We start from the raw sequence: 22,997 nt of genomic DNA, 5'->3' as shown, positions 1-22,997 counted from the left end.
TTATTGCGATTTGCGGACCCGTAGGTACCATTCGGAAAGTAGCCGTACCTGTTTGTCGGTGTAGCCGCGTTCGACCATTCGTGTAACAAAGTCATTATGTTTCTGCTGGTCCTCTTTGCTGGCCTTGGCATTGAAGCTGATGACTGGCAGCAGGTCCTCGGTGTTCGAGAACATTTTCTTCTCGATGACCACCCGCAGTTTTTCGTAGCTGAGCCAGGTCGGGTTCTTACCGTTGTTGTTGGCCCGGGCGCGCAACACGAAGTTGACGATCTCGTTGCGGAAATCCTTCGGATTGCTGATGCCGGCAGGTTTTTCGATTTTCTCCAGTTCCTCGTTGAGGGCGACACGGTTGAGAATCTCGCCGGTTTCCGGATCGCGGTATTCCTGATCCTGAATCCAGAAATCTGCATACAGCACGTAGCGGTCGAAGATGTTCTGGCCGTACTCGCTGTAGGACTCCAGGTAAGCGGTCTGAATCTCCTTGCCGATGAATTCGATATAGCGCGGTGCCAGATACTCCTTCAGGAAGCGTAGATAGCGCTCGCGGGTCTCCGCCTGGAACTGTTCCTGCTCGATTTGCTGTTCCAGCACGTACAGCAGATGCACAGGGTTAGCGGCAATTTCATGCGGATCAAAGTTGAAGACCTTGGACAGGATCTTGAACGCGAAGCGGGTCGACAGACCGTTCATGCCCTCGTCGACGCCTGCCGTGTCGCGGTATTCCTGAATCGACTTGGCCTTTGGATCGGTGTCCTTGAGGTTTTCGCCGTCGTACACGCGCATCTTCGAATAGATGTTGGAGTTTTCCGGCTCCTTGAGGCGCGAAAGCACGGTGAACTGCGCCAGCATCTTCAAGGTGTCGGGCGCGCAATGCGCTTTGGCCAGGGAGCTGTTGAACAGCAGTTTGTCGTAGATTTTTACTTCATCGCTGACCCGCAGGCAGTACGGCACCTTGACGATGTAGATCCGGTCGATGAAGGCTTCGTTGTTCTTGTTGTTGCGGAAGGTGTGCCACTCCGATTCGTTGGAGTGGGCCAGCAGAATCCCGGTGAACGGAATCGCGCCCAAGCCTTCGGTACTGTTGTAGTTGCCTTCCTGAGTGGCAGTCAGCAGTGGGTGCAGCACCTTGATCGGTGCCTTGAACATTTCGACGAATTCCATCAGGCCCTGGTTGGCCCGGCACAGCGCACCGGAGTAGCTGTAGGCGTCAGCGTCGTTCTGTGGGTATTCCTCGAGTTTGCGGATGTCGACCTTACCGACCAGCGCCGAAATATCCTGGTTGTTTTCATCGCCCGGTTCGGTCTTGGCCACGGCGATCTGGTTGAGGATCGACGGATATAGCTTGACCACGCGGAACTGACTGATGTCGCCGCCGAATTCGGCCAGGCGTTTGGTCGCCCAAGGCGACATGATGGTGTTGAGGTAGCGTTTGGGAATGCCGAAATCTTCCTCGAGGATCGCGCCATCTTCGGTGGCGTTGAACAGACCCAGCGGCGACTCGAATACCGGCGAGCCCTTGATCGCGTAGAAGGGCACTTTTTCGATCAGCTGTTTCAGCTTCTCGGCCAGAGACGATTTACCGCCACCGACGGGGCCGAGCAGATAGAGGATCTGTTTCTTCTCTTCCAGGCCTTGGGCGGCGTGGCGGAAATATGACACGATCTGGTCGATGCATTCTTCCATCCCGTGGAAGTCTTCAAAGGCCGGATAACGACGAATCACCTTGTTGGAGAAGATGCGTGACAGCCTCGAGTTGGTCGAGGTGTCGAGCAGTTCCGGTTCGCCGATGGCCAGCAATAGACGCTCGGCGGCGGAAACGTAGGCGCTACGGTCTTGCTTGCACAGCTCCAGGTACTCTTGCAGCGAGAGTTCTTCCTGGCGTGTGGACTCGAAGCGTTGTTGGAAGTGGCTAAAGATACTCATGACGTCACCTCGCTCGATACGTGGAGCCGACGCCGGATCACTCAGTCGATGCTGGCAAGCAGCCGAGGTGGCCACTTGTTTACCCCCCAGAACACTTTCGCGGTCGACAACCTTGAAAGTCACTCCCGATGACCCGTGCGCCGGTGTACCGGCTCTCCCCTGTTTTGGATGGCCTGGGCTTAAGGATAGTTGGGAATTCGGGAGGTAAAGGCGAGATACGTAATTAGTTGTGGCAGACCGTTCGTCTGTCACGCGCGGGCCCGCGGGAGCCGGGGCCTGCGCGTGACAAAAAAATTATTCGGTGGTGCCTTGCGCGGTTTCCGAAGGGTAGGTCGTACGCCACAGCTCGAAGCCGCCGTCCATGCTATAGACGTCGGAGAAGCCCTGGCTGATCAGGTGCGCGGCGGCGCTCTGGCTGGAGTTGCCGTGGTAGCAGACCACTACCGTAGGTGCATCAAGGTCGGCGGCACGGATGAAGTCCGAGATGGAAACGTTGTCCAGATGCTTCGAACCGCTGATATGCAGTGCGGCAAAAGTAGCGGGATCGCGGACATCGACCATCACCGCGCCTTGCTCGCGCAGGGCCTGGGCCTGTTCCGGGGAGATGCGTTTGAATTCGCTCATGGCGGGTTCCTGTTGCTCGGCTGATTGCGCAGTCTAACGCGGGGCGCTGACTGGCGAAGTTTCGGGGATAAGTGGTGTGAGCGGGGACAGCGCGCCGCCATGTTCATCGCATTTGCAGGAAAGGCGTTCGCCGCTGTCGACGTTCATCAGGGTCAGACTGCCGCCCCAGACGCAGCCGGTGTCCAGAGCGAAAATACCTGGCTCATGGATATTGCCCTCCAGTGCCGCCCAGTGTCCGAAGATGATCCGCGACCCTCTGGTCTTGCGCTCTTTATGCTGGAACCACGGTTTGTAACCGGGTGGGGCGGTGTCGAGACCTTCCTTGCTCTTGAGATCGAGTTTGCCTTCGGCCGTGCAGAATCGCATGCGGGTGAAATAGTTGGTGATCACACGCAGGCGGGTGACGCCTTTGAGGTCGCTATCCCATTTTGCCGGCTCGTTGCCGTACATGCCGTCGAGGAACGCGGGAAGCAGGTTGTCGTCACGCAGGGCCGTTTCGACTTCATTGGCACACTTCAGGGCGCGGCGCACAGACCATTGTGGCGGGATGCCAGCATGGACCATGGCAACGTCACGCGTCTCGTCGTAGTGCATGAGTTTTTGTTGGCGGACCCACTCAAGCAGTTCGTCACAGTCGGGGGCGTCGAGAATCTCGCGCAAGGTGTCGGACTTCTTCAGGCGTTCGATGTTTTTCGCCGCGGCGAGCAGGTGCAGATCATGGTTGCCGAGGACGCAGACCAGCGAGTCGCGCATGCCATATAGAAAACGCAGGGTTTCCAGTGACTGTGGGCCGCGGTTGACCAGATCGCCGACCAGCCAGAGCCGATCATGCGCAGGATCGAACGTCACTTGCCTGAGCAGACATTTGAGCGGTTCGAGACAGCCCTGCAGGTCACCGACCGCGTACGTTGCCATCAGTGCAAGGCTCCGGGCACGGCGAGGCGAAAGGGTTTGATGACGGCATCGAAATGCTTGCCGTCGTCGGCGACCATTTCGTAGGTGCCCTGCATGGTGCCGACCCTAGTCGTCATCACCGTGCCACTGCTGTAGGTATGGCTTTTGCCGACGTCGATCAACGGTTGCTGGCCCACCACACCTGCGCCGCGAACTTCTTCTTTATGCCCGTCACCGTCGGTGATCACCCAGTGCCGCGAAATCAATCGCGCTGGGATCTCGCCGTTGTTTTGCACGGTGATGGTGTAGGCGAAGGCGAAGCGGTCGTGCTCGGGTTGCGATTGGTCTGCCAGATAGTGGGTAACGACGCTGACATCGACCTGGTAACGGGAATCGGACATGCAAGAGGCCTTAAACAAAGCGGAACGCGGGGCGTAGCTGATGGGGATTCAGTCTAGGCAAGTATCGGGCAGTAAACCAGAGTGGCGTCCTGCCCGATAGCGTTCATCGCCGGTCAGTCGGCGGCGGGAGCTTCAGGGACTTGCTCGCTGAGCTTGTCGGCCAGGCGCACGAAGGCCGCCAGGTCGAGTTGTTCCGGGCGCAGGCTGCCATCGACACCGGCGGCTTCGATCTCGGCATTGCTCATCAATTGCTTGAGCGTGTTACGCAGAGTCTTGCGGCGCTGGTTGAAGGCTTCGCGCACGACGCGCTCCAGCAAACGATGATCCTTGGCCGGGTGCGGCAGTACCGCGTGCGGCACCAGACGAACGATGGCCGAATCGACCTTCGGCGGCGGATTGAACGCGCCCGGCCCGACGTTGAACAGGTGTTCTACGCGGCAGTGGTACTGAACCATGATCGACAGACGACCCCAGTCACCACCACCAGGACCTGCGGCCAGACGCTCGACCACTTCCTTCTGCAGCATGAAGTGCATGTCGCGAATGATGCCGGCGTTGTTCAGCAGGTGGAAAATCAGCGGCGTGGAGATGTTGTACGGCAGGTTGCCAACCACACGCAGGCTGTTCGGCTCGGCGTTGAGTGTATTGAAGTCGAACTTCAGCGCATCGCCTTGATGCAGGTTGAAATTGCTCTTGCCGGCAAACTGCTGGTTGAGGATCGGTATCAGATCCTTGTCCAGTTCCACCACGTCCAGTTGCCCACCGGAATTCAGCAGGCCGGCGGTCAATGCGCCCTGGCCCGGGCCGATCTCCAGCAGGCGATCTGTAGGCTTGGCGCTGATGGAGCGCAGAATGCGGTCGATGACGCCGGCATCGTGCAGGAAGTTCTGGCCAAAGCGTTTGCGCGCCTTGTGTTGGTATTGCTCGGTCATAAACGGGTCTCGGCCATCTGGTAGGCGGTTTCCAGGGCGACTTGCAGGCTGCCGGTGTCGATCTTGCCGCTGCCAGCCAGATCGAGGGCGGTGCCGTGGTCAACCGAAGTACGGATGATCGGCAGGCCCAGGGTCACGTTGACCGCGGCGCCGAAGCCTTTGTACTTCAGCACGGGCAGGCCCTGGTCGTGGTACATCGCCAGCACTGCATCGCAGTGCTCCAGATATTTGGGGGTAAACAGAGTGTCGGCTGGCAGCGGGCCACGAAGATCCATGCCCTCGCCGCGCAGGCGCTCTAATGTAGGTTCGATGATGTCGATTTCTTCATGGCCCAGATGTCCGCCTTCACCGGCGTGCGGGTTGAGCCCGCACACCAGAATGCGAGGCTGGGCAATGCCGAATTTTTCCTGCAGGTCGGCGTGCAGAATCCGCGTGACCCGCTCCAGCCGCTCCGGCGTTATTGCATCGGCAATCTCGCGCAGGGGCAGGTGAGTGGTGACCAGAGCTACGCGCAAACCACGCGTGGCAAGCATCATCACCACCTGGGAGGTACGGGTCAGGTCAGCCAGAAATTCGGTGTGTCCGGAAAACGTTATACCCGACTCGTTGATCACGCCCTTGTGGACGGGTGCAGTGATCATCCCGGCGAAGTCGCCGTTGAGGCAGCCGTTGCCGGCGCGGGTCAGGGTCTCGAGGACGAAAGCGGCATTGGCCTTGTCCAGTTGTCCGGCGACCACAGGTGCGCTGAGGGGTGTATCCCAGACATAGAGACTGTTAGCCGGTGCCGGAGCGTCAGGCCAGTGACTCGGCCCGACTTCCAGCAGATTGACGGCCAGCCCCAGCTGCGCGGCCCGCTCAAGGAGCAGGTCGCGGCTGGTGATGGCAATCAGGGGGTGTGGCTGGACTTGCGAGGCGAGCAGCAGGCACAGGTCGGGACCGATGCCGGCTGGTTCGCCGGGTGTCAGCGCGAAACGCTTGGGTTTCACTGCGCTGCCTGGTCTGCACCAGGGAGTTTGATCTCTACGTACGCTTCGTCACGGATCTGACGCAGCCAGGTTTGCAGCTCTTCGTCGTATTTGCGGTTACGCAGTACGGTCATGGCTTGCTGCTCGCGGGCCTGTTCGGTGCTGTCGGTGGCGCGACGGCCAAGGACTTCCAGAACGTGCCAGCCGTATTGGGTCTGGAACGGCTTGGACAGCTGACCTTGTGGGGTATTGGCCATCACTTGACGGAATTCCGGAACCAGTACGTTCGGGTCGATCCAGTTCAGGTCGCCGCCGTTGAGGGCTGATCCCGGGTCTTCCGAATAGCTTTTGGCCAGTGCGGCGAAGTCTTCGCCAGCTTCGATACGAGAGTAAAGCGACTCGACCAAGGCTTTGGTTTTCGCTTCGTCGCGAATCGGGCTCGGCTTGACCAGGATGTGGCGCACATGCACCTCGTCACGCGTTTGGGCTTCGCCACCACGCTTGGCCAGCAGCTTCAGGATGATGAAGCCACCCGGGGTGCGTGCAGGCTGAGTGATGTCGCCGACGGCCATGCTGCTCAGTTCGCGATCGAACGGAGGTGGCAATTGCGCGGCTTTACGCCAGCCCATGTCGCCGCCTTCCAGCGCGTTGTCGCTGGCAGACTTGGCCACGGCCATCTGACCGAAGTCAGCGCCTTGCTTGAGCTGCTGGTAAACCTCCATGGCCTGGCGCGCGGCGTTCTGAATCGCTTCAGAGTTGGCGCTTTCCGGGGTCGGAATCAGGATGTTGGCCAGGTGCAGTTCTTCGGACAGTTGCATCTTGCCCAGGTCGGAGGCGAGGAAGTTTTTCACTTCCTGCTCGGACACCTGAATGCGTTCGGCTACACGGCGCTGACGCACACGGCTGATGATCATCTCGCGGCGGATCTGGTCGCGGGCGTCGTCATAAGACAGGCCGTCGCGAGCCAGAGCCGAGCGGAACTGATCCACGGACATGTTGTTGCGCTGGGCGATGGTGCCAACCGCCTGGTTCAGTTCTTCGTCGGTGATGCGAATGCCGGAACGTTCGCCGATCTGCAGTTGCAGGTTTTCGACGATCAGGCGCTCGAGCACCTGCTGATCCAGAACGCCCGGTGGCGGCGAGCCGCCACCACGCTTGGCGATGGTCTGCTGAACTTCGTGGACGCGTTGGTCCAGTTGGCTCTGCATGACCACGTCGTTGTCGACGATCGCAACCACTTTATCGATGGACTGTACTGCGGCGTTGGCCGCAGTACCCAGGAACAGCGCGCCCAGCATCAGCGGGCGCAGACAATCAGAAAGCTTGGTCTTCACGTTCACGATAACCTTGGATGCCTTTGTCGAGGAAGCTCTCTACTTTGGCGCCAGTGAGGCCGCCGAGTCCCTTCAGAACAATTTGGAGGAAGACGCCATGGTCGCCTTTTTCGTTTTGCGGAGCTTCCTGACTGAATTCGTCGTAGGAAACCCAGTAACGGTTGATCAGGCGCAATTTCCAGCAGCAGTTGTCGTACTCGAAACCACCGAAGGCTTCCAGGGTACGGTTACGGTTGTAGTCGTACTGCCAGCGGCTGATTGCGTTCCACTGTGGAACGATCGGCCAGATGACCGAGAAGTCATGCTGCTGGATCTTGTAGTAGTCCTTCACGTAGCCAGGTTGGCCTGGGGTGCCGTAGTCGCCACCACCCACCGACCATTTACCGGTGTTCTGGTCGTAACGAACCTGGTCATTGCGATAGCGATAGCCGACGTTGATAACCTTGTTCGGGTTGTCTTCAGGCTGGTAGTGGAACATCGCACTACCCGAACGCGGGCTGCGGCTGTCCGGATCCCAGTTGTAGTCAGCTGTGGTGCGCCAATCGCGATTCCAGCGGTATTCGTATTCCAGGGCGTACGGCGAGACGTTGGATTGCGCGTCGTCACGGGTTTTGGCATCGATGCCTGGCAGTTGGACTTCACGATCCTTGAAGTACAGGGCCTGACCAACGCTGATGCGTTGACGCTCGAAACCGTTGTCCTCGATCCAGCGGCTGGTCACGCCCAGCGACAGTTTGTTCTCGTCGCCGACACGGTCGGAGCCGGAGAAGCGGTTGTCACGGAACAGCGAGGTGTAATTGAAAGTGTTTTCGCTGGTGTCGAATACTGGAATGTCTTCCTGGTCGACCTCAGGTACATAGAGGTAGAACAGACGTGGTTCCAGCGTCTGGCGGTAATTTTTGCCGAAGTACGACGTGTTGCGGTCGAAATACAGACCGCTGTCGATGCTGGCGATTGGTACGCCACGGTTTTGGTTGCTATCGAACTTACCGCCTACATAGTCAGTACCTGCTGTCGCTGCCGCATTTTGCTGAGCAACGATCTGCGACTTGCCGGTACCGTCCAGATCAAGCTGGTATTGGGTGTACTGATACTTGAGCGATGGCTTCAGGAAGCCATAAGTCCAGTTCATCGGCAGGCTGACGCCAGGCTTCAGGTTCAGGCGATCGCCGTTGGCGCGAGCCAGACCTGAAACGTTGGTATCCAGACGTGGCGCTGCATTCCCATTTTCGTCGATGAAATTGCCAGTTTTCAAATCACGATCAAACCGCACAATCTCGGTCTCGTAATCGAAATTCAAGCCTTCCGGATGATACGGCAGCTGACCATTGAAGGTGATCTGCGGCAGACGACCATACGGTGTGATGTTCGAAACAGTGGCCAGTTGGTACTGCTGAGCATTCAAGCGTGCGGTGTAGCTGTCGCCACGATAGGTGACCGAACCCTGCTGATTCACGAAGTCGCTGGACTTCACGCCAATCTGATCGGTTTCCAGATCCTGGAAGTAATACGGATCGCTGATCTTGGTGTAATCCACTTGGGTGAGCACGCGGGAGTCGAGACCGCCCTTGTGCTGCCAGTTGTACATGTAGCGGGTTTTTTCGTAATCGGTCTGCTTGCTGCGCTCGGTGTCGTCATCATTCAGGTAAGCAGCGCCGAACTGGCCTTCACTCGACTTGGTCAGGTAACGGAACTCGCCTTCCACCAACATGCCACGCTTGCTCATGTAGCGCGGATACAACGTGGCGTCGTAGTTCGGCGCCAGGTTGAAGTAGTACGGAGTCACCAGTGTGAAGCCGGTATCGGTGCTGGTGCCAATGGTCGGCGGCAGGAAGCCGGACTGGCGACGGTCATCGATCGGGAAGTAGATGTACGGCGTGTACAGAATCGGAATGTCTTTTACGCGCAGCGTCACGTTGGTCGCGGTGCCGAAGCCGGTGGCCGGGTTCAAGGTGATGTTGTTGCCCTTGAGCTGCCAGGCGTTGCTGTTCGGTTCGCACGTGGTGTACGTGCCGTCCTTCAAGCGGATGATCGCGTTCTCTGCACGCTTGGCGTACAGGGCGCTACCGCGAATGCGCGATTTGTGCATCACGTATTCGGCGTTGTCGACCTTGGCTTCACCGGTGTCGAGCTGCACGTCGGCATGGTCGCCGACGATCAGTGCGCCGTTATCACGGATACGCACATCGCCATTGAGTTCGGCGCGGCTCTCGGCCTGATACAGGCTGGCCTCGTCGGACTCGACCTGCATGCTGCCCTGACGCAGGACGACATCACCGGCCAGCGTACCAACTTGATCATCGGTGTTATAGCGCGAAGCTTTTGCGCCGATAAAGGTCGGAGCATCGCTTTTGCTCGTCTTGTCATTCATGCCAGGACGAGTGGGTTCGATGTAGGCACCGGAGCAGTACGGGCCGGTTTCGGCCAGTTGGGCGGCGGTGAGCTTCTCGCGCGGAACCCAGTCGAGGTGACTGAAGTCTTCGCTACGGGATTTCAACCCACGGCCTTTGGCTTCGGTGACCAGCGTTGGCTTGGCGCCATTGTCGGCAACCGAACCTTTATCGCTCGGGGCATCGCCGGTGGCGCTGACGGCACTGCCGTCATGCACTGGACGTGGTGGCAATGCAGCCGCCGACGTCTTGGGCGCACAGTCCCAACCACCCGTAGCCGATACGGAGCAGTCATACTGCTCGGCGGCAACAACGAATTGACTGGCCAGAGGTTGCATAGCCAGCAGACTGCCGGTTACCAACAATGGAAATTTTTTACGAAACGCGGGGGATTTCAATGCCATCTTATTAGTCCGGGCTTCCTGCGTGCCATCTGCCCGCGGTGGTGGGCCGCACGCCTCTCGATGGTCTGAAAAAGATGCTGGATAATAAAGCATGACCCGCTTGACGGCTAGCGCCGTCGGAGACCCTTGCAATGCCTGACCAAGATGTACGCTTGCAACACCTGAAAGTTTGGCTCGATGAGCAGTTGGCAATCCTGTTTGCAGATCAGGGCTGGGGCGCCGTGCCCCCGGCCACGTTGACCGCGGCCAGTAGCGACGCGAGTTTCCGCCGTTACTTCCGTTGGGAAGGCGAGGGTCGCAGTTTCGTCGTGATGGACGCGCCGCCCCCCCAGGAAAACTGCAAACCGTTCGTGGATATCGCATTTTTGCTGGCGAAATCCGGAATAAATGTGCCAAAAATTTATGCCGAAGACCTCGAACGTGGATTTCTTTTGCTCAATGACCTAGGCAACAAGACTTATCTGGACGTGATCGACAGCGAAAATGCCGACGCATTGTTCAGCGATGCCTTGCAGGCGCTGCTGGCTTTTCAGCAGTTGCCGATGGTCGCGCCGCTGCCGAGTTACGACGTTGCATTGCTGCGCCGCGAGCTGGAACTGTTCCCCGAGTGGTACGTGAAGCGTGAACTGGGCGTCGAACTCGATTCGACCCAACAGCAGCAGTGGCAGCGCATCAGCGACTTGTTGATCGACAGTGCGCTGGCGCAGCCCAAAGTGCTGGTGCACCGCGACTACATGCCGCGCAACCTGATGCTCAGCGAGCCGAACCCCGGCGTGCTTGATTTTCAGGACGCGGTCTATGGCCCTGTCACCTACGACGTGACCTGCCTGTTCAAGGACGCCTTCCTCAGCTGGCCTGAAGAGCGCGTACGCGGCTGGCTGGAAAGCTACTGGCAGCAAGCCTCGGCGCTGGACATACCGGTGCAGCCGGACTTCGAAGACTTCCTGCGCGCCAGCGACCTCATGGGCGTGCAGCGCCACCTGAAAGTCATCGGCATCTTCGCGCGGATTTGCCATCGCGATGGCAAGCCACGCTACCTCGCCGATGTGCCGCGTTTCTTCTCCTATATAGAAGCAGTGATCGCTCGGCGTCCCGAACTGGCAGAACTGCAAGCGCTGTTTACCAGCCTGCGTGGCGGAGCGACGGCATGAAGGCCATGATTCTGGCGGCAGGCAAAGGCGAGCGCATGCGCCCGCTGACCCTGTCCACTCCGAAACCGCTGGTGCGTGCCGGCGGTGTTCCGCTGATCGAATACCACCTGCGCGCCCTCGCTGCGGCCGGCTTCAACGAAATCGTGATCAATCACGCCTGGCTCGGTCAGCAGATCGAGGATTATCTGGGCGACGGTTCGCAGTTTGGCTTGTGCATCCAGTACTCGCCGGAAGGTGAGCCGCTGGAGACCGGCGGCGGAATTTTCCGCGCGCTGCCGCTGCTTGGCGACGATGCGTTTCTGGTGGTCAACGGTGATATCTGGACCGATTACGACTTCAGCGTGCTGCATCAGCCGATCAACGGCCTGGCGCATCTGGTGCTGGCGGATAACCCGGCGCATCACCCGACCGGCGATTTTTCGTTGGTGGAGGGGCAGGTCATCGACGGCCAACCGAACGCCGCGACGCTGACCTACAGCGGCATCGCGGTGCTGCATCCGCAGTTGTTCGATGGCTGCGCGGACGGGGCTTTCAAACTGGCGCCGCTCCTGCGCAAAGCCATGGCGGACGGTGAGGTGACGGGCGAGCGCCTGAAAGGTCATTGGGTGGATGTCGGTACGCATGAGCGTCTGGCCGAAGCTGAAACCTTGATAGAAGCGAGTCGCTGATATGTTGTGGCCAGGGACTCTGATTGGAGCCGGGGCGGGTTTTGCAATCGCCAGCATTCCGGGGGCCATGCTTGGGGCGTTGTTGGGGCAGGCGCTTGATCGGCGTCTGCACTTGCAGAGCTGGGGGCATTTAAGGGAAAAGCTCGGCGGCCGGCCGATGTTGCGCAACGACGAGCTGCTTTTTGTGTTGCTCGGACGTCTGGCCAAGAGCGACGGGCAAGTCAGGGACGGGCATATTCAGCAGGCACGTAACGAGATGCGCGCGCTGGAAATGAGCGAGCCGGCAATGCGTCGCGCGATCGCTGCGTTCAATCGCGGTAAGTCGGGTGGCGATAATCTGCGCGGGTATCTGCGGCGTCTGAGTGCGCAACCCCATGCTACCGAAGGGGTGTTGCGTGCCTGTTGGCGCATGGTCTGGGCTGACGGCCGGGCCGGCGTCAGTGAGCGCGAGTTGTTGGCGCAGTGGGGCAAGTGGCTGGGCTGGACGCCTCAGCAGGTGCAAGCGCTGGCCAGCGATTACGAACCGGGTAAGCGGCCCATCGTCAGTGCAGCGGTGACTTATCAGCAAGCGATGCGTTTGCTCGGCGTGTCGGCGAGCAGCGAGCCGGCGCAGATCAAACGGGCTTATCGACGACTGCTCAGTCGTCATCATCCGGACAAGATCGCTGGCAGCGGCGCGACCCCTGCGCAGGTGCGTGAGGCGACCGATAGGACTCGGGAACTGCACAGTGCCTATACGTTGATTCGTGAGCGGCGGGATTTTCGTTAGGCATTTTTAAGGTCAAAAGATCGTCCGATCGCGGCCCGAGCCTTCGGACGATCTTTTGCTTTTGCTTTGGTCAGTCCGGAGTCTGCGGATTCAACCAGCCGCGCACCCGACGGAACAACTGTTCCTGCTCGGCCTTGTTGTCCGGCAACGCCCTAAGCGCCACCTGGCTGAATGCCGGGGTCTTCAAACGCTTGCTCGCTTGCATACGCTCCAACGCCGCATGTCGATCCAGTGGTTTATCCATATAGAAGATATCCGCCGTCGGCAGCTTCAGCGTTGGCGTCAGTTCCGCCAGTGGCGGTTTGGCCTTGGCCGGTGCCTGCGCGTCGACCATGACGAATTTCTCCACCTGTGCTGTCTGCCGCTCGCTCAGGTAACGCGCTGCCCAATAGGCGCCGGTGCCGTGGCCGAGCACAACAATGCGTCGTGCGCTTTGCTGTTCGGCGTAGGCAATGGCTGCGTCGAGCCGCGCGAAGATCCGTTCGGCATCGGCTTTGGACTGTTCTTCAGTCGTCTCGGCCACCACTTGATCGGCGACTTCCGCTTCACCGCCTGCAGCCTGTTCGATGGGTTGCGCCGTGGTGGCATCCTTACTGCCAGTTTCCGGCGCTTTCGGCGCCGCTGCGGCTTCGACTACCCGCGGCGCGACCGCATCGCTTTGCAGATCGGGCAGGGTAATACTCAGGCTGCTCCACTCGGCGTTCGGCAACTTCTGCCGCAAAGGGCCGATTGCTTGAGGCCAGTCAGCGGTCTCGCCCGCGCCCGGGACGATAATCACTGCGCCTTTGGGATCGGCGGTGTTGGCCGGTTTCCACAGGGCCAGGAAGGTCTCGCTGGCCGCCTGCAACTGTTGTTGTTCTTGCGCCGGCACTTTACGTTCAAGTGCTGCGGCTTCTTCCTGACTACGCTCAAGCAGTGGCTGACGTTCGGCCGGTTTTTCTTCAGCGGGTTTTTCCGCTGCGGCGGCCGGGGCCGGATCGGCGGCGTTGACGGAAAACGCACAAGGCAGGATCAGCGACAGGCACAATGCTGGCATTGCCAGGCGGTAAACAGAGGGCATCGGTTATTCCAGGCCAGAAAGTATCCCGGCAGCCTAATGGGTTGGTCAGAATTTGTCAGTTCAAGAGACTTCAATGAAGCGTTTTCACTGCCTGTGGGTTATCGGCTGTTTGTGGTTTCCCTTGATGGGCTGGGCGGCGCCTGCGCCACCGGCGCACGTTGCGCAATTGTCGGCGAGTGAGCAGCAATGGCTCGTGCAGCACAACGAATTGCGCGTCGGCCTGGTGTTGCAGGCACCGTACGCGCAATACGACCGACGCTTGCAGCGGTTGTCCGGGGCCAATGTCGAACTGATGAAGTTGCTCGCCCAGGCACTCAATGTTGAGCTGAGCTGGCGCAATTTTCAGGATCTGGCGCAATTGGAAGCGGCGGTGCGCGATGGCGAAGTCGATATCGCCCCAGGGCTGACCCAGACACCCAGTGCGCTGCGCCTGTGGCAGTTTTCCGATCCGTACATGCGCGTGCCGCAACTGGTGGTCAGCGATCAGAAGGCCAGCGGTGTGGTGGATCTGGAAAAGCTCGACGGCCAGACCCGCGTCGCCGTGCGCATGCCGAGTACTACTGCCGACTATTTGCGCGGCAACTATCCGCATCTGAACCTGCAAGGCGTGCCGCTGGAGCGTCAGGCGTTGCAGCTGTTGTTGAGTCAGCAGGCCTCTTACGCGGTGGTCGATGAAGCGCAGCTCGGTCGGCTGTCAGTGGAACCGGAGTTCGCCGAACTGGTGGTGGTTGGCGACATCGGTCTGCCGCAACTGCTGCGCGTGGCTTCGCGGCGCGATTGGCCGCAGCTGGCCGGTATCGTCCAGAGCGCATTGCGGGCGATTCCGGCCAAGGATCTGGAACGCCTGCACAATCAATGGCTGCAACCCAAGTATCCGAGGTTGTCGGAGTCGCCTGGGTTTTGGCAGAACCTCAGTCTGTTGTTCGCCGTCATGTTGCTCAGTTGCATGGCGATTGTGTTCTGGCAGCGGCGTCAGCAGCGCAGTCTCGAACAGCGTCTGCTCGCCGCCCGCGAAGACATTGCCCTGCGCGCAGCTAGCGAAGAAGCCTTGCGTCTGACGCAGTTTTCCATCGATCAAAGCACCGTCGGCATTCTTTGGGTCAACTGGGACAGCCACGTGCGGTACGCCAATCGGGCGGCAGACAACATGCTCGGTTACCCCTCGGGTGGGTTGATCGAACGGCCGTTGATCGACTTCGAACCGGGCCTGCACATGGACCGTTGGCTCAACCTGTGGAAACGCGCGCGAGCCAGTGAAGAAGGGCCGCAGAGTTTCGAAACCAGTTGCGTGCGCGCGGATGGCAGTGTTTTGCCGGCGGACGTGTCGCTGAGTTTCTTGCGCTTTCGTGACAGCGAATATCTGGTGGTTTACCTCACCGACGTCACCGACCGTCGTCGTGCACTGGCCGCGTTGCAGGAAAGCGAGGCGCGACTGCAAGGCATCGCCGCCAACGTGCCGGGGCTGGTGTTCCGTCTGGAGCGGGCGCCGGTCACCGGGCAAATCGACTTTGCCTATATATCCGAGGGCAGCGAAAGTCTGGTCGGTTATGCCCCGGCGGCCATCGCTCACCGCGACATGGGCCTGCGCAGTCTGGTGCATCCGGACGACAAGGCCAGTTATCACCAGACCCAGGATCAGGCGCTGGACACCGATAGCGACTGGTCGTGGCAGGGGCGAATCCTCACGCGCCAAGGGGTGCAGCGTTGGGCCGAAATCAAGGCGATCACCCGACAGCTTGAAGATGGCGCTTATGTCTGGGACGGCATTGTCTGGGACATCACCGAGAGCAAGCGCATCGAGCTGGAACTGGCGTCATCGCGCGAGCAACTGCGCGAACTGTCGGCGCACCTTGAAAGCGTGCGCGAGGAAGAGAAGGCGCGGATCGCCCGCGAGGTACACGACGAGTTGGGGCAAATGCTCACGGTGCTGAAGCTGGAGACATCGATGTGCGAATTGGCCTACGCGCAACTCGATCCCGGTCTGCACGAGCGGCTGAACAGCATGAAACGCCTGATCGCCCAGCTGTTTCAGCTGGTGCGCGATGTGGCGACCGCGTTGCGGCCGCCGATTCTCGATGCCGGGATTGCCTCGGCAATCGAGTGGCAGGCGCGAAGATTCGAAGCGCGGACGCAGATTCCGTGCCTGGTGCAGGTACCGGACAATCTGCCACCGCTCAGTGATGCCAAGGCGATTGGTTTGTTCCGGATCCTGCAAGAGGCGCTGACCAATGTGATGCGTCATGCCCAGGCGCATACTGTGGAACTCACGCTGGTGCTGGCAGGCGACGAATTGTGTCTGACAGTCAGCGATGATGGCGTAGGATTTGTCGCCGCTGCTGGCCGGCCGACTTCGTTTGGTTTGGTAGGCATACGTGAGCGGGTGCTGATCATGGGCGGGCGGTTTGCGCTTGAAAGTGAGCCGGGGGAAGGCACCAGTCTGATGGTGTGGGTGCCGGTGGATGAAGCCTGATGGTTGAGTGGTGTTGATGCTGGCCTCTTCGCGAGCAGGCTCGCTCCTACGTTGGAATGCATTTCCCTGAGGGAGCGAGCCTGCTCGTGAATTTTGAAGTGGAGAAGAACGTGATCCGAGTACTGGTAGCCGAAGACCACACCATCGTCCGCGAAGGCATCAAGCAATTGATCGGCCTGGCCAAGGATCTGCTGGTGGTGGGGGAGGCGAGCAATGGCGAACAATTGCTCGAGACCCTGCGCCATGTCCCGTGCGAAGTGGTCTTGCTCGACATCTCCATGCCAGGGGTCAACGGACTGGAAGCGATACCGCGAATCCGCGCGCTGAATAATCCGCCAGCGATTCTGGTGCTGTCGATGCACGACGAAGCGCAAATGGCCGCACGTGCGCTGAAGATCGGCGCCGCGGGTTACGCGACCAAGGACAGTGATCCGGCGCTGCTGCTCACTGCCATTCGTAAAGTTGCGGCGGGCGGGCGTTATATCGATCCGGATCTGGCTGACCGCATGGTCTTCGAAGTCGGCCTGACGGATTCGCGGCCGTTGCATTCGCTGTTGTCCGAACGCGAGTTCTCGGTGTTCGAGCGCCTAGCCCAGGGCGCCAACGTCAACGACATCGCCCAGCAACTGGCCCTGAGCAGTAAAACCATCAGCACGCACAAGGCGCGGCTGATGCAGAAGCTCAATATCACTTCACTGGCGGAACTGGTGAAGTACGCGATGGAACACAAACTTCTCTGACCTGAACGCGATCCTCTGTAGGAGCTGCCGAAGGCTGCGAACTTTTGATCTTGATCTTAAAAAACAAGATCAAAAGATCGCAGTCTTCGGCAGCTCCTACCAGGGGGGTGTGTGGGCATATCTGTTAGCGACAGCCGCTTTTGCGGGTTCTTGCGGCTCGCAGCTTGTCGCTCGCCGCTGGCTTGCCAATGCGCGCCATCCTTGTAGGGCGATCCCTACCCCCAACCTTCCATACGGCTGAGGCGATTCTCTCCTGCGCCCCGATTTGCGTGGCTGCCGCCAGCCACTAGGCTGGATACACAAGCAGTCATCAACAACAAAGGTGTGGGTATGAGCCAGGTCGATACAAGCGCAGGAGCCAGTGATGTGCTGGTCAGCTTTCGTGGAGTGCAGAAGAGCTACGACGGCGAGAACCTGATCGTCAAAGACCTCAACCTGGACATTCGCAAAGGCGAATTCCTCACCCTGCTCGGGCCGTCCGGTTCCGGCAAGACCACCAGCCTGATGATGCTCGCCGGTTTCGAAACCCCGACCGCCGGTGAAATTCTGCTGGCCGGTCGCTCGATCAACAACGTGCCGCCGCACAAGCGCGATATCGGCATGGTGTTTCAGAACTACGCCTTGTTCCCGCACATGACCGTGGCCGAAAACCTCGCGTTCCCGTTGAGCGTGCGCGGGCTGAACAAGAGCGACGTCAGCGACAAGGTGAAAAAAGTCCTGAGCATGGTCCAGCTCGATGCCTTCGCCCAGCGTTATCCGGCGCAGTTGTCCGGCGGCCAGCAGCAACGTGTGGCGCTGGCCCGCGCGTTGGTGTTCGAACCGCAACTGGTGCTGATGGACGAACCCCTCGGCGCCCTCGACAAACAACTGCGTGAACACATGCAGATGGAAATCAAACACCTGCACCAGCGCCTCGGCGTGACCGTGGTCTACGTGACCCACGATCAGGGCGAAGCACTGACCATGTCCGACCGCGTGGCCGTGTTCCATCAGGGCGAAATCCAGCAGATTGCACCGCCGCGCAGCCTCTACGAAGAACCGAAAAACACCTTCGTCGCCAACTTCATCGGTGAGAACAACCGCCTCAACGGCCGGTTGATCAGCCAGAACGGCGAGCGCTGCGTGGTCGAGTTGGGTCGTGGCGAGAAGGTCGAGGCGCTGGCGGTCAACGTCGGCCAGACCGGCGAACCGGTGACCCTGTCGATCCGTCCGGAACGCGTCAGCCTCAACGGTTCGAGTGATCAATGCGTTAACCGCTTCTCAGGGAGGGTGGCGGAATTCATCTATCTGGGCGACCACGTCCGGGTGCGCCTGGAAGTCTGCGGCAAGACCGACTTCTTCGTGAAACAACCGATTGCCGAGCTCGATCCAGGGCTCAGCGTCGGCGACGTGGTTCCGCTTGGCTGGCAGGTCGAGCACGTTCGCGCGCTTGATCCTCTTTTAGAGGCGAACTGATCGCCCCGGCAATACCAACACCAACCCTGCACGTGGAGAGAACAATAAATGTTGAGATCCCTGAAGTTCACCGCCCTGACCCTGGGCCTGATGGGTGCGGCAAGCGCAATGGCTGCTGGCCCGGATTTGACCGTGGTGTCGTTTGGCGGGGCGAACAAGGCTGCGCAAGTCAAAGCCTTCTATGCACCGTGGGAAGCGGCGGGCAACGGCAAGATCGTTGCTGGCGAGTACAACGGTGAAATGGCCAAGGTCAAAGCCATGGTCGACACCAAGAGCGTGTCGTGGGATCTGGTGGAAGTTGAGTCGCCAGAACTGTCCCGTGGCTGCGACGAAGACATGTTCGAGCCACTGGACCCTGCACTGTTCGGCAAGACCGAAGACTACGTCAAAGGCGCGATTCAGCCGTGCGGCGTAGGTTTCTTCGTATGGTCCACCGTGCTCGCGTACAACGCCGACAAGCTGAAAACCGCGCCAACCAGTTGGGTCGATTTCTGGGACACCAAGAAATTCCCGGGCAAGCGTGGCCTGCGCAAAGGTGCCAAGTACACTCTCGAGTTCGCCTTGATGGCCGACGGCGTGGCGCCGAAAGACGTCTACAAGGAACTGGCCAGCAAGGGCGGTCAGGATCGCGCGTTCAAGAAACTCGATGAGCTGAAGCCAAGCATTCAGTGGTGGGAGGCCGGCGCGCAGCCGCCGCAATATCTCGCTTCCGGTGACGTGGTCATGAGCTCGGCTTACAACGGCCGGATTGCTGCGGTGCAGAAAGAATCCAACCTGAAAGTGGTGTGGAACGGCGGAATCTACGACTTCGACGCATGGGCCATCCCGAAAGGTCTGGACGCCAAGCGTGCGGAAGCGGCGAAGAAATTCATCGCCTTCTCGGTACAGCCGCAGCAGCAGAAGACCTACTCGGAAAACATCGCCTACGGCCCGGCCAACACTCAAGCCGTGCCGCTGCTTGCCAAGGACGTCCTGAAAGACATGCCGACCACGCCGGAAAACATCGCCAACCAGGTGCAGATCGACGTCAGCTTCTGGGCTGACAACGGCGAGCAGCTTGAGCAGCGTTTCAACTCCTGGGCGGCGAAATAAGCAAGGCCTGGTGATGGTGGGCTTGCCTACCCCTGTGGGAGCGAGCCTGCTCGCGAAAGCGGTAGATCGGCCAGCATAGATGTTGAATGTGATGGCCTCTTCGCGAGCAGGTAGCTGTGTTCCAACACAACAGAGGTGGTTCGCCACCTCTGTAACGATCAAAGATTTGCGGAGTACGTCATGGCCATCGCCGTTCCCCTGAACGAGGGCGCCAGCCCCACTTTGAAGCAGAAGCTCAAGCGCGCCGAGCGGGTCAACCGCTGGAAAGCGCAGGCGCTGATTGCGCCGCTGGTGATTTTCCTGCTGCTGGTGTTTCTGGTGCCGATCGTGGCGCTGCTCTACAAAAGCGTCGGTAACCCGGAAGTGGTCGGCGGCCTGCCGCGCACCGTGGCGGCCATCGCCAGTTGGGACGGCCGTGGCCTACCCGCTGAACCCGTCTATAAAGCGGCGAGTGAAGACCTCGCCGAGGCGCGAAAAAACCAGACCTTGGGCGATTTGTCCAAGCGCTTGAACATGGAGTTGGCCGGCTATCGCAGCCTGCTGACCAAAACTGCCCGGGCGTTGCCATTCGCCAGCGAACCGGCCTCTTATAAAGAAGCGCTTGAAGCCCTCGATGAACGCTGGGGCGATCCGGCCTACTGGCAAGCGGTCAAGCGCAACACCAGTAGCATCACCCCGTATTACTTGCTGGCGTCAGTCGATCACCGTATCGACGACCTCGGCGAAATCGCCCCGGCCACCCCGGACCAGGCGATCTACCTCGACATCTTCGCCCGTACCTTCTGGATGGGCCTGGTCATCACTGTGATTTGCCTGGTGCTGGCGTATCCGTTGGCGTACTTGCTGGCGAACCTGCCGTCGCGTCAGAGCAACCTGCTGATGATTCTGGTGTTGCTGCCATTCTGGACTTCGATTCTGGTGCGAGTGGCGGCGTGGATTGTGTTGCTGCAATCGGGCGGCCTCATCAACAGCGGGCTGATGGCGATGGGCATCATCGATAAGCCGCTGGAACTGGTGTTCAACCGTACCGGCGTGTACATCTCGATGGTGCACATTCTGCTGCCGTTCATGATCCTGCCGATCTACAGCGTGATGAAAGGCATCTCGCCAACGTACATGCGCGCCGCGATTTCCCTTGGTTGCCACCCGTTCGCGAGTTTCTGGCGGGTGTACTTCCCGCAGACCTATGCAGGCGTCGGCGCCGGCTGCCTGTTGGTGTTCATCCTCGCCATCGGCTACTACATCACCCCGGCGCTGCTCGGCAGCCCGAACGATCAAATGGTCAGCTACTTCGTCGCCTTCTACACCAACACCAGCATCAACTGGGGCATGGCCACTGCGCTGGGCGGCTTGTTGCTGCTGGCGACCGTGGTGCTTTATCTGATCTACAGCTGGCTGGTGGGCGCCAGTCGCCTGCGCCTGAGCTAAGGGGAGTTTGAAATGCTGAGTCCTTACATGTCGCCCATCGAACGGGTGTGGTTCTACAGCTTGCGGATCCTCTGCGGCTTGATTCTGCTGTTCCTGATTCTGCCGGTGCTGGTGATCATTCCGCTCTCGTTCAACTCGGGCAGTTTTCTGGTGTACCCGCTGCAGGGCTTCTCGCTGCAGTGGTATCAGGACTTCTTCGCTTCGGCCGAGTGGATGCGCGCCCTGAAGAACAGCATCATCGTCGCCCCGGCCGCGACCGTGCTGGCGATGATCTTCGGTACGCTGGCGGCCATCGGCCTGACCCGTGGCGACTTCCCCGGCAAGGCGCTGGTGATGGCGCTGGTGATTTCGCCGATGGTCGTGCCGGTGGTGATCATCGGCGTGGCGAGTTATTTGTTCTTCGCGCCGCTGGGCCTGGGCAATAGCTTCTTTTCTCTGATCGTGGTGCATGCGGTGCTGGGTGTGCCATTTGTGATCATCACGGTTTCGGCGACGTTGCAGGGGTTTAACCATAACCTGGTGCGTGCCGCCGCGAGCCTTGGCGCTTCGCCGTTGACGGCATTTCGTCGCGTGACCCTGCCGCTGATTGCACCGGGGGTGATTTCCGGCGCGCTGTTTGCTTTTGCGACGTCGTTTGATGAAGTGGTGGTGACGCTGTTTCTCGCGGGGCCCGAGCAGGCGACGTTGCCTCGGCAGATGTTCAGCGGGATTCGCGAGAACCTCAGCCCGACGATTGCCGCTGCAGCCACGTTGCTCATCGCCTTCTCGGTCATCCTGCTGCTGACCCTGGAATGGTTGCGTGGGCGGAGTGAGAAATTGCGTACCGCACAGGTTTAAGGATCCGCGCTATTCCCCCTGTGGGAGCGAGCCTGCTCGCGAAAGCGGTGTGTCAGCTGGTATATCAGCTGAACCAGACACCGTATTCGCAAGCAGGCTCGCTCCCACATTTTGATTTGTGTTGTGTTCAGATGTTTGGGTCATTCACACCCTGAATAGCAGACAACCCCAAATCCCCAGCTAATCTTGTGCCCAGCTCCCACATCTATAAGAGGCTGCGCACGATGAGTCTTTCCCAGTTCAAAATCGCTCACAAACTGATCACCGGCGCCGGAGCCATCGAGCAACTGGCGGCCGAACTCGCTCGCCTCGATATCGATAATCCGCTGATCGTCACCGACGCCGCGCTGGTCAAGTCCGGTACCGTCGAGCTGGCGCTGTGCCAATTGGGCGGGCGCGAGTACGAGATTTTCGACCGTGTACTGCCGGACCCGGAAATTGCCATCGTCGAAGATTGCATGCGCGTGTACCGCGAGGGTGGGCATGACGGCTTGATCGGCCTCGGCGGCGGCAGTGCCATCGACATCGCCAAAAGTGTGGCGGCGTATGCCGGTTACCACGGCGCGCTGGAGGATCTGTTCGGCGTCGACCAGGTGCCGCGTAAAGGCCCGCCGCTGATCGCCATCCCCACCACCGCCGGCACGGGCTCGGAAGTGACCAACGTCGCTATTCTTTCGGACAAGGTCGCGCAACTGAAGAAGGGCATCGTCAGCGACTATCTGTTACCGGATGTCGCGCTGGTCAGTCCGCAAATGACCCTGACTTGCCCCCGCAGCGTTACTGCAGCCAGTGGCGTCGATGCGCTGGTGCACGCCATCGAATCCTATCTGTCGGTGAATGCCTCACCGATTACCGACTCCCTCGCCATTGGCGCAATCAAACTGATCGCCAATGCCTTGCCCAAGGCCTACGCCAACGGCGCCAATCTGCAAGCGCGCGAAGACATGGCCACCGCAAGCCTGATGGCCGGCATGGCATTCGGCAATGCCGGGGTCGGTGCGGTGCATGCGTTGGCGTATCCGCTGGGCGGGCGATTCAACATTGCCCACGGCGTCAGTAACGCCTTGTTGCTGCCGTATGTCATGACCTGGAACAAGATGGCCTGCGTCGAGCGCATGCAGGATATTGCCGAAGCCATGGGGGTGAAAACGGCGCATCTGAGCGCCACTGAAGCAGCGGACAAAGCCGTGCAAGCCATGACCGATTTGTGCGCGGCGGTGGAAATTCCCGCAGGGCTGCGCAGTTTCGGTGTGCCGGAAGACGCGATCCCGGCCATGGCCGTGGAAGCCGCAGGCATCGAGCGCCTGATGCGCAACAACCCGCGCAAGCTCAGCGCCGTGGATATCGAGAAGATCTACCGCGCGGCGTACTGATCCGTCGGCGACTAGCGGTCATGGCACAACCCAATCATCGCAGTCACGGTGCGCGCGCGGAAACTTGAGGTATACAATGCGCGCCAT

Annotated in this window: 19 protein-coding genes; 10 read left to right on the top strand and 9 right to left on the bottom strand. The window is 59.8% G+C overall.

Annotated elements, in window-relative coordinates:
- From JJD74_RS18630 to JJD74_RS18595, 8 genes are all read right to left on the bottom strand, one after another.
- Complete coding sequence (locus JJD74_RS18630) at nt 1–1,923, bottom strand: PrkA family serine protein kinase (protein WP_042561388.1); 1,923 nt, start codon at nt 1,921–1,923, stop codon at nt 1–3.
- A 294-nt stretch (nt 1,924–2,217) separates the two neighbouring features.
- A complete protein-coding gene (gene glpE, locus JJD74_RS18625) occupies nt 2,218–2,547 on the bottom strand; it encodes a thiosulfate sulfurtransferase GlpE (RefSeq protein WP_200616526.1) in 330 nt (109 codons plus the stop codon).
- A 33-nt stretch (nt 2,548–2,580) separates the two neighbouring features.
- Nucleotides 2,581–3,462 (bottom strand): symmetrical bis(5'-nucleosyl)-tetraphosphatase, encoded by an 882-nt coding sequence (locus JJD74_RS18620; protein WP_200616525.1) that lies wholly within the window; start codon nt 3,460–3,462, stop codon nt 2,581–2,583.
- Nucleotides 3,462–3,842, bottom strand: a complete 381-nt coding sequence (gene apaG / locus JJD74_RS18615; protein ID WP_042561385.1) for a Co2+/Mg2+ efflux protein ApaG — start codon at nt 3,840–3,842, stop codon at nt 3,462–3,464. The genes JJD74_RS18620 and apaG overlap by 1 nt, the downstream gene beginning before the upstream one ends.
- A gap of 113 nt (nt 3,843–3,955) precedes the next feature.
- Nucleotides 3,956–4,774: a 16S rRNA (adenine(1518)-N(6)/adenine(1519)-N(6))-dimethyltransferase RsmA gene (gene rsmA, locus JJD74_RS18610; RefSeq protein WP_115147186.1), complete on the bottom strand. Its 819-nt coding sequence runs from the start codon at nt 4,772–4,774 to the stop codon at nt 3,956–3,958.
- Nucleotides 4,771–5,760, bottom strand: coding sequence for a 4-hydroxythreonine-4-phosphate dehydrogenase PdxA (gene pdxA, locus JJD74_RS18605; RefSeq protein ID WP_200616524.1), 990 nt, complete (start codon nt 5,758–5,760; stop codon nt 4,771–4,773). The genes rsmA and pdxA overlap by 4 nt, the downstream gene beginning before the upstream one ends.
- Nucleotides 5,757–7,079, bottom strand: coding sequence for a peptidylprolyl isomerase SurA (surA, locus tag JJD74_RS18600; RefSeq protein ID WP_200616523.1), 1,323 nt, complete (start codon nt 7,077–7,079; stop codon nt 5,757–5,759). Before surA ends, pdxA begins: the two co-directional genes overlap by 4 nt.
- The gene (locus JJD74_RS18595; RefSeq protein ID WP_200616522.1) at nt 7,054–9,867 is read right to left on the bottom strand and encodes an LPS-assembly protein LptD; all 2,814 of its coding nucleotides are present in this window, start codon (nt 9,865–9,867) and stop codon (nt 7,054–7,056) included. The genes surA and JJD74_RS18595 overlap by 26 nt, the downstream gene beginning before the upstream one ends.
- A 131-nt stretch (nt 9,868–9,998) precedes the next feature.
- Between JJD74_RS18595 and JJD74_RS18590 the strand changes: the two genes are divergently transcribed.
- Genes JJD74_RS18590 through JJD74_RS18580 form a run of 3 tightly spaced genes read left to right on the top strand, consistent with a single transcriptional unit; the run spans nt 9,999 to nt 12,455 of the window.
- Nucleotides 9,999–11,018, top strand: a complete 1,020-nt coding sequence (locus JJD74_RS18590; protein WP_200616521.1) for an aminoglycoside phosphotransferase family protein — start codon at nt 9,999–10,001, stop codon at nt 11,016–11,018.
- On the top strand, nt 11,015–11,686 hold the full coding sequence (gene murU, locus JJD74_RS18585) for an N-acetylmuramate alpha-1-phosphate uridylyltransferase MurU (protein ID WP_200616520.1): 672 nt from the start codon (nt 11,015–11,017) through the stop codon (nt 11,684–11,686). Before JJD74_RS18590 ends, murU begins: the two co-directional genes overlap by 4 nt.
- Nucleotide 11,687: 1 nt before the next feature.
- Nucleotides 11,688–12,455 carry a TerB family tellurite resistance protein gene (locus tag JJD74_RS18580; protein ID WP_042561379.1) on the top strand — a complete coding sequence of 256 codons (768 nt, stop codon included), beginning with the start codon at nt 11,688–11,690 and terminating at the stop codon, nt 12,453–12,455.
- Between the two features lie 70 nt (nt 12,456–12,525).
- On the opposite strand, the gene JJD74_RS18575 is transcribed toward JJD74_RS18580, so the two are convergent.
- Nucleotides 12,526–13,515, bottom strand: a complete 990-nt coding sequence (locus JJD74_RS18575) for an alpha/beta hydrolase family protein (protein ID WP_200616519.1) — start codon at nt 13,513–13,515, stop codon at nt 12,526–12,528.
- Nucleotides 13,516–13,588: 73 nt separating this feature from the next.
- Here JJD74_RS18575 and JJD74_RS18570 point away from each other — a divergent pair, with 73 nt between their 5' ends.
- From JJD74_RS18570 to JJD74_RS18540, 7 genes are all read left to right on the top strand, one after another.
- Nucleotides 13,589–15,985, top strand: coding sequence for a PAS domain-containing sensor histidine kinase (locus JJD74_RS18570; RefSeq protein WP_200616518.1), 2,397 nt, complete (start codon nt 13,589–13,591; stop codon nt 15,983–15,985).
- 110 nt (nt 15,986–16,095) lie between these two features.
- Nucleotides 16,096–16,725, top strand: a complete 630-nt coding sequence (locus JJD74_RS18565) for a response regulator (protein WP_008147212.1) — start codon at nt 16,096–16,098, stop codon at nt 16,723–16,725.
- A 330-nt stretch (nt 16,726–17,055) separates the two neighbouring features.
- A complete protein-coding gene (locus JJD74_RS18560) occupies nt 17,056–18,180 on the top strand; it encodes an ABC transporter ATP-binding protein (protein WP_200616517.1) in 1,125 nt (374 codons plus the stop codon).
- 48 nt (nt 18,181–18,228) lie between these two features.
- Nucleotides 18,229–19,272, top strand: a complete 1,044-nt coding sequence (locus tag JJD74_RS18555; protein ID WP_042561375.1) for an ABC transporter substrate-binding protein — start codon at nt 18,229–18,231, stop codon at nt 19,270–19,272.
- Between the two features lie 180 nt (nt 19,273–19,452).
- On the top strand, nt 19,453–20,700 hold the full coding sequence (locus JJD74_RS18550; RefSeq protein ID WP_042561374.1) for an ABC transporter permease: 1,248 nt from the start codon (nt 19,453–19,455) through the stop codon (nt 20,698–20,700).
- Between the two features lie 12 nt (nt 20,701–20,712).
- Nucleotides 20,713–21,537 (top strand): ABC transporter permease, encoded by an 825-nt coding sequence (locus JJD74_RS18545; protein ID WP_042561373.1) that lies wholly within the window; start codon nt 20,713–20,715, stop codon nt 21,535–21,537.
- A gap of 224 nt (nt 21,538–21,761) precedes the next feature.
- On the top strand, nt 21,762–22,910 hold the full coding sequence (locus tag JJD74_RS18540) for an iron-containing alcohol dehydrogenase (RefSeq protein WP_200616516.1): 1,149 nt from the start codon (nt 21,762–21,764) through the stop codon (nt 22,908–22,910).
- Nucleotides 22,911–22,997 lie beyond the last annotated feature (87 nt).

The sequence above is a fragment of the Pseudomonas sp. MF6776 genome (assembly GCF_016613125.1).
Taxonomy (GTDB): domain Bacteria; phylum Pseudomonadota; class Gammaproteobacteria; order Pseudomonadales; family Pseudomonadaceae; genus Aquipseudomonas; species Aquipseudomonas iridis.
Note: the sequence above shows the minus strand (reverse complement) of the source record. Positions and strands in the feature narration are given on the sequence as shown.

Excerpts from the sequence above, each read along its gene's own strand:
- JJD74_RS18545 (WP_042561373.1), top strand. The coding sequence starts at position 20,713 with ATGCTGAGTCCTTACATGTCGCCCATCGAACGGGTGTGGTTCTACAGC.
- JJD74_RS18620 (WP_200616525.1), bottom strand. The coding sequence starts at position 3,462 with ATGGCAACGTACGCGGTCGGTGACCTGCAGGGCTGTCTCGAACCGCTC.
- JJD74_RS18580 (WP_042561379.1), top strand. The coding sequence starts at position 11,688 with ATGTTGTGGCCAGGGACTCTGATTGGAGCCGGGGCGGGTTTTGCAATC.
- JJD74_RS18595 (WP_200616522.1), bottom strand. The coding sequence starts at position 9,867 with ATGGCATTGAAATCCCCCGCGTTTCGTAAAAAATTTCCATTGTTGGTA.
- JJD74_RS18590 (WP_200616521.1), top strand. The coding sequence starts at position 9,999 with ATGCCTGACCAAGATGTACGCTTGCAACACCTGAAAGTTTGGCTCGAT.
- apaG (WP_042561385.1), bottom strand. The coding sequence starts at position 3,842 with ATGTCCGATTCCCGTTACCAGGTCGATGTCAGCGTCGTTACCCACTAT.
- JJD74_RS18540 (WP_200616516.1), top strand. The coding sequence starts at position 21,762 with ATGAGTCTTTCCCAGTTCAAAATCGCTCACAAACTGATCACCGGCGCC.
- rsmA (WP_115147186.1), bottom strand. The coding sequence starts at position 4,774 with ATGACCGAGCAATACCAACACAAGGCGCGCAAACGCTTTGGCCAGAAC.
- murU (WP_200616520.1), top strand. The coding sequence starts at position 11,015 with ATGAAGGCCATGATTCTGGCGGCAGGCAAAGGCGAGCGCATGCGCCCG.
- JJD74_RS18575 (WP_200616519.1), bottom strand. The coding sequence starts at position 13,515 with ATGCCCTCTGTTTACCGCCTGGCAATGCCAGCATTGTGCCTGTCGCTG.
- JJD74_RS18550 (WP_042561374.1), top strand. The coding sequence starts at position 19,453 with ATGGCCATCGCCGTTCCCCTGAACGAGGGCGCCAGCCCCACTTTGAAG.
- glpE (WP_200616526.1), bottom strand. The coding sequence starts at position 2,547 with ATGAGCGAATTCAAACGCATCTCCCCGGAACAGGCCCAGGCCCTGCGC.
- JJD74_RS18570 (WP_200616518.1), top strand. The coding sequence starts at position 13,589 with ATGAAGCGTTTTCACTGCCTGTGGGTTATCGGCTGTTTGTGGTTTCCC.
- JJD74_RS18555 (WP_042561375.1), top strand. The coding sequence starts at position 18,229 with ATGTTGAGATCCCTGAAGTTCACCGCCCTGACCCTGGGCCTGATGGGT.
- JJD74_RS18630 (WP_042561388.1), bottom strand. The coding sequence starts at position 1,923 with ATGAGTATCTTTAGCCACTTCCAACAACGCTTCGAGTCCACACGCCAG.
- JJD74_RS18560 (WP_200616517.1), top strand. The coding sequence starts at position 17,056 with ATGAGCCAGGTCGATACAAGCGCAGGAGCCAGTGATGTGCTGGTCAGC.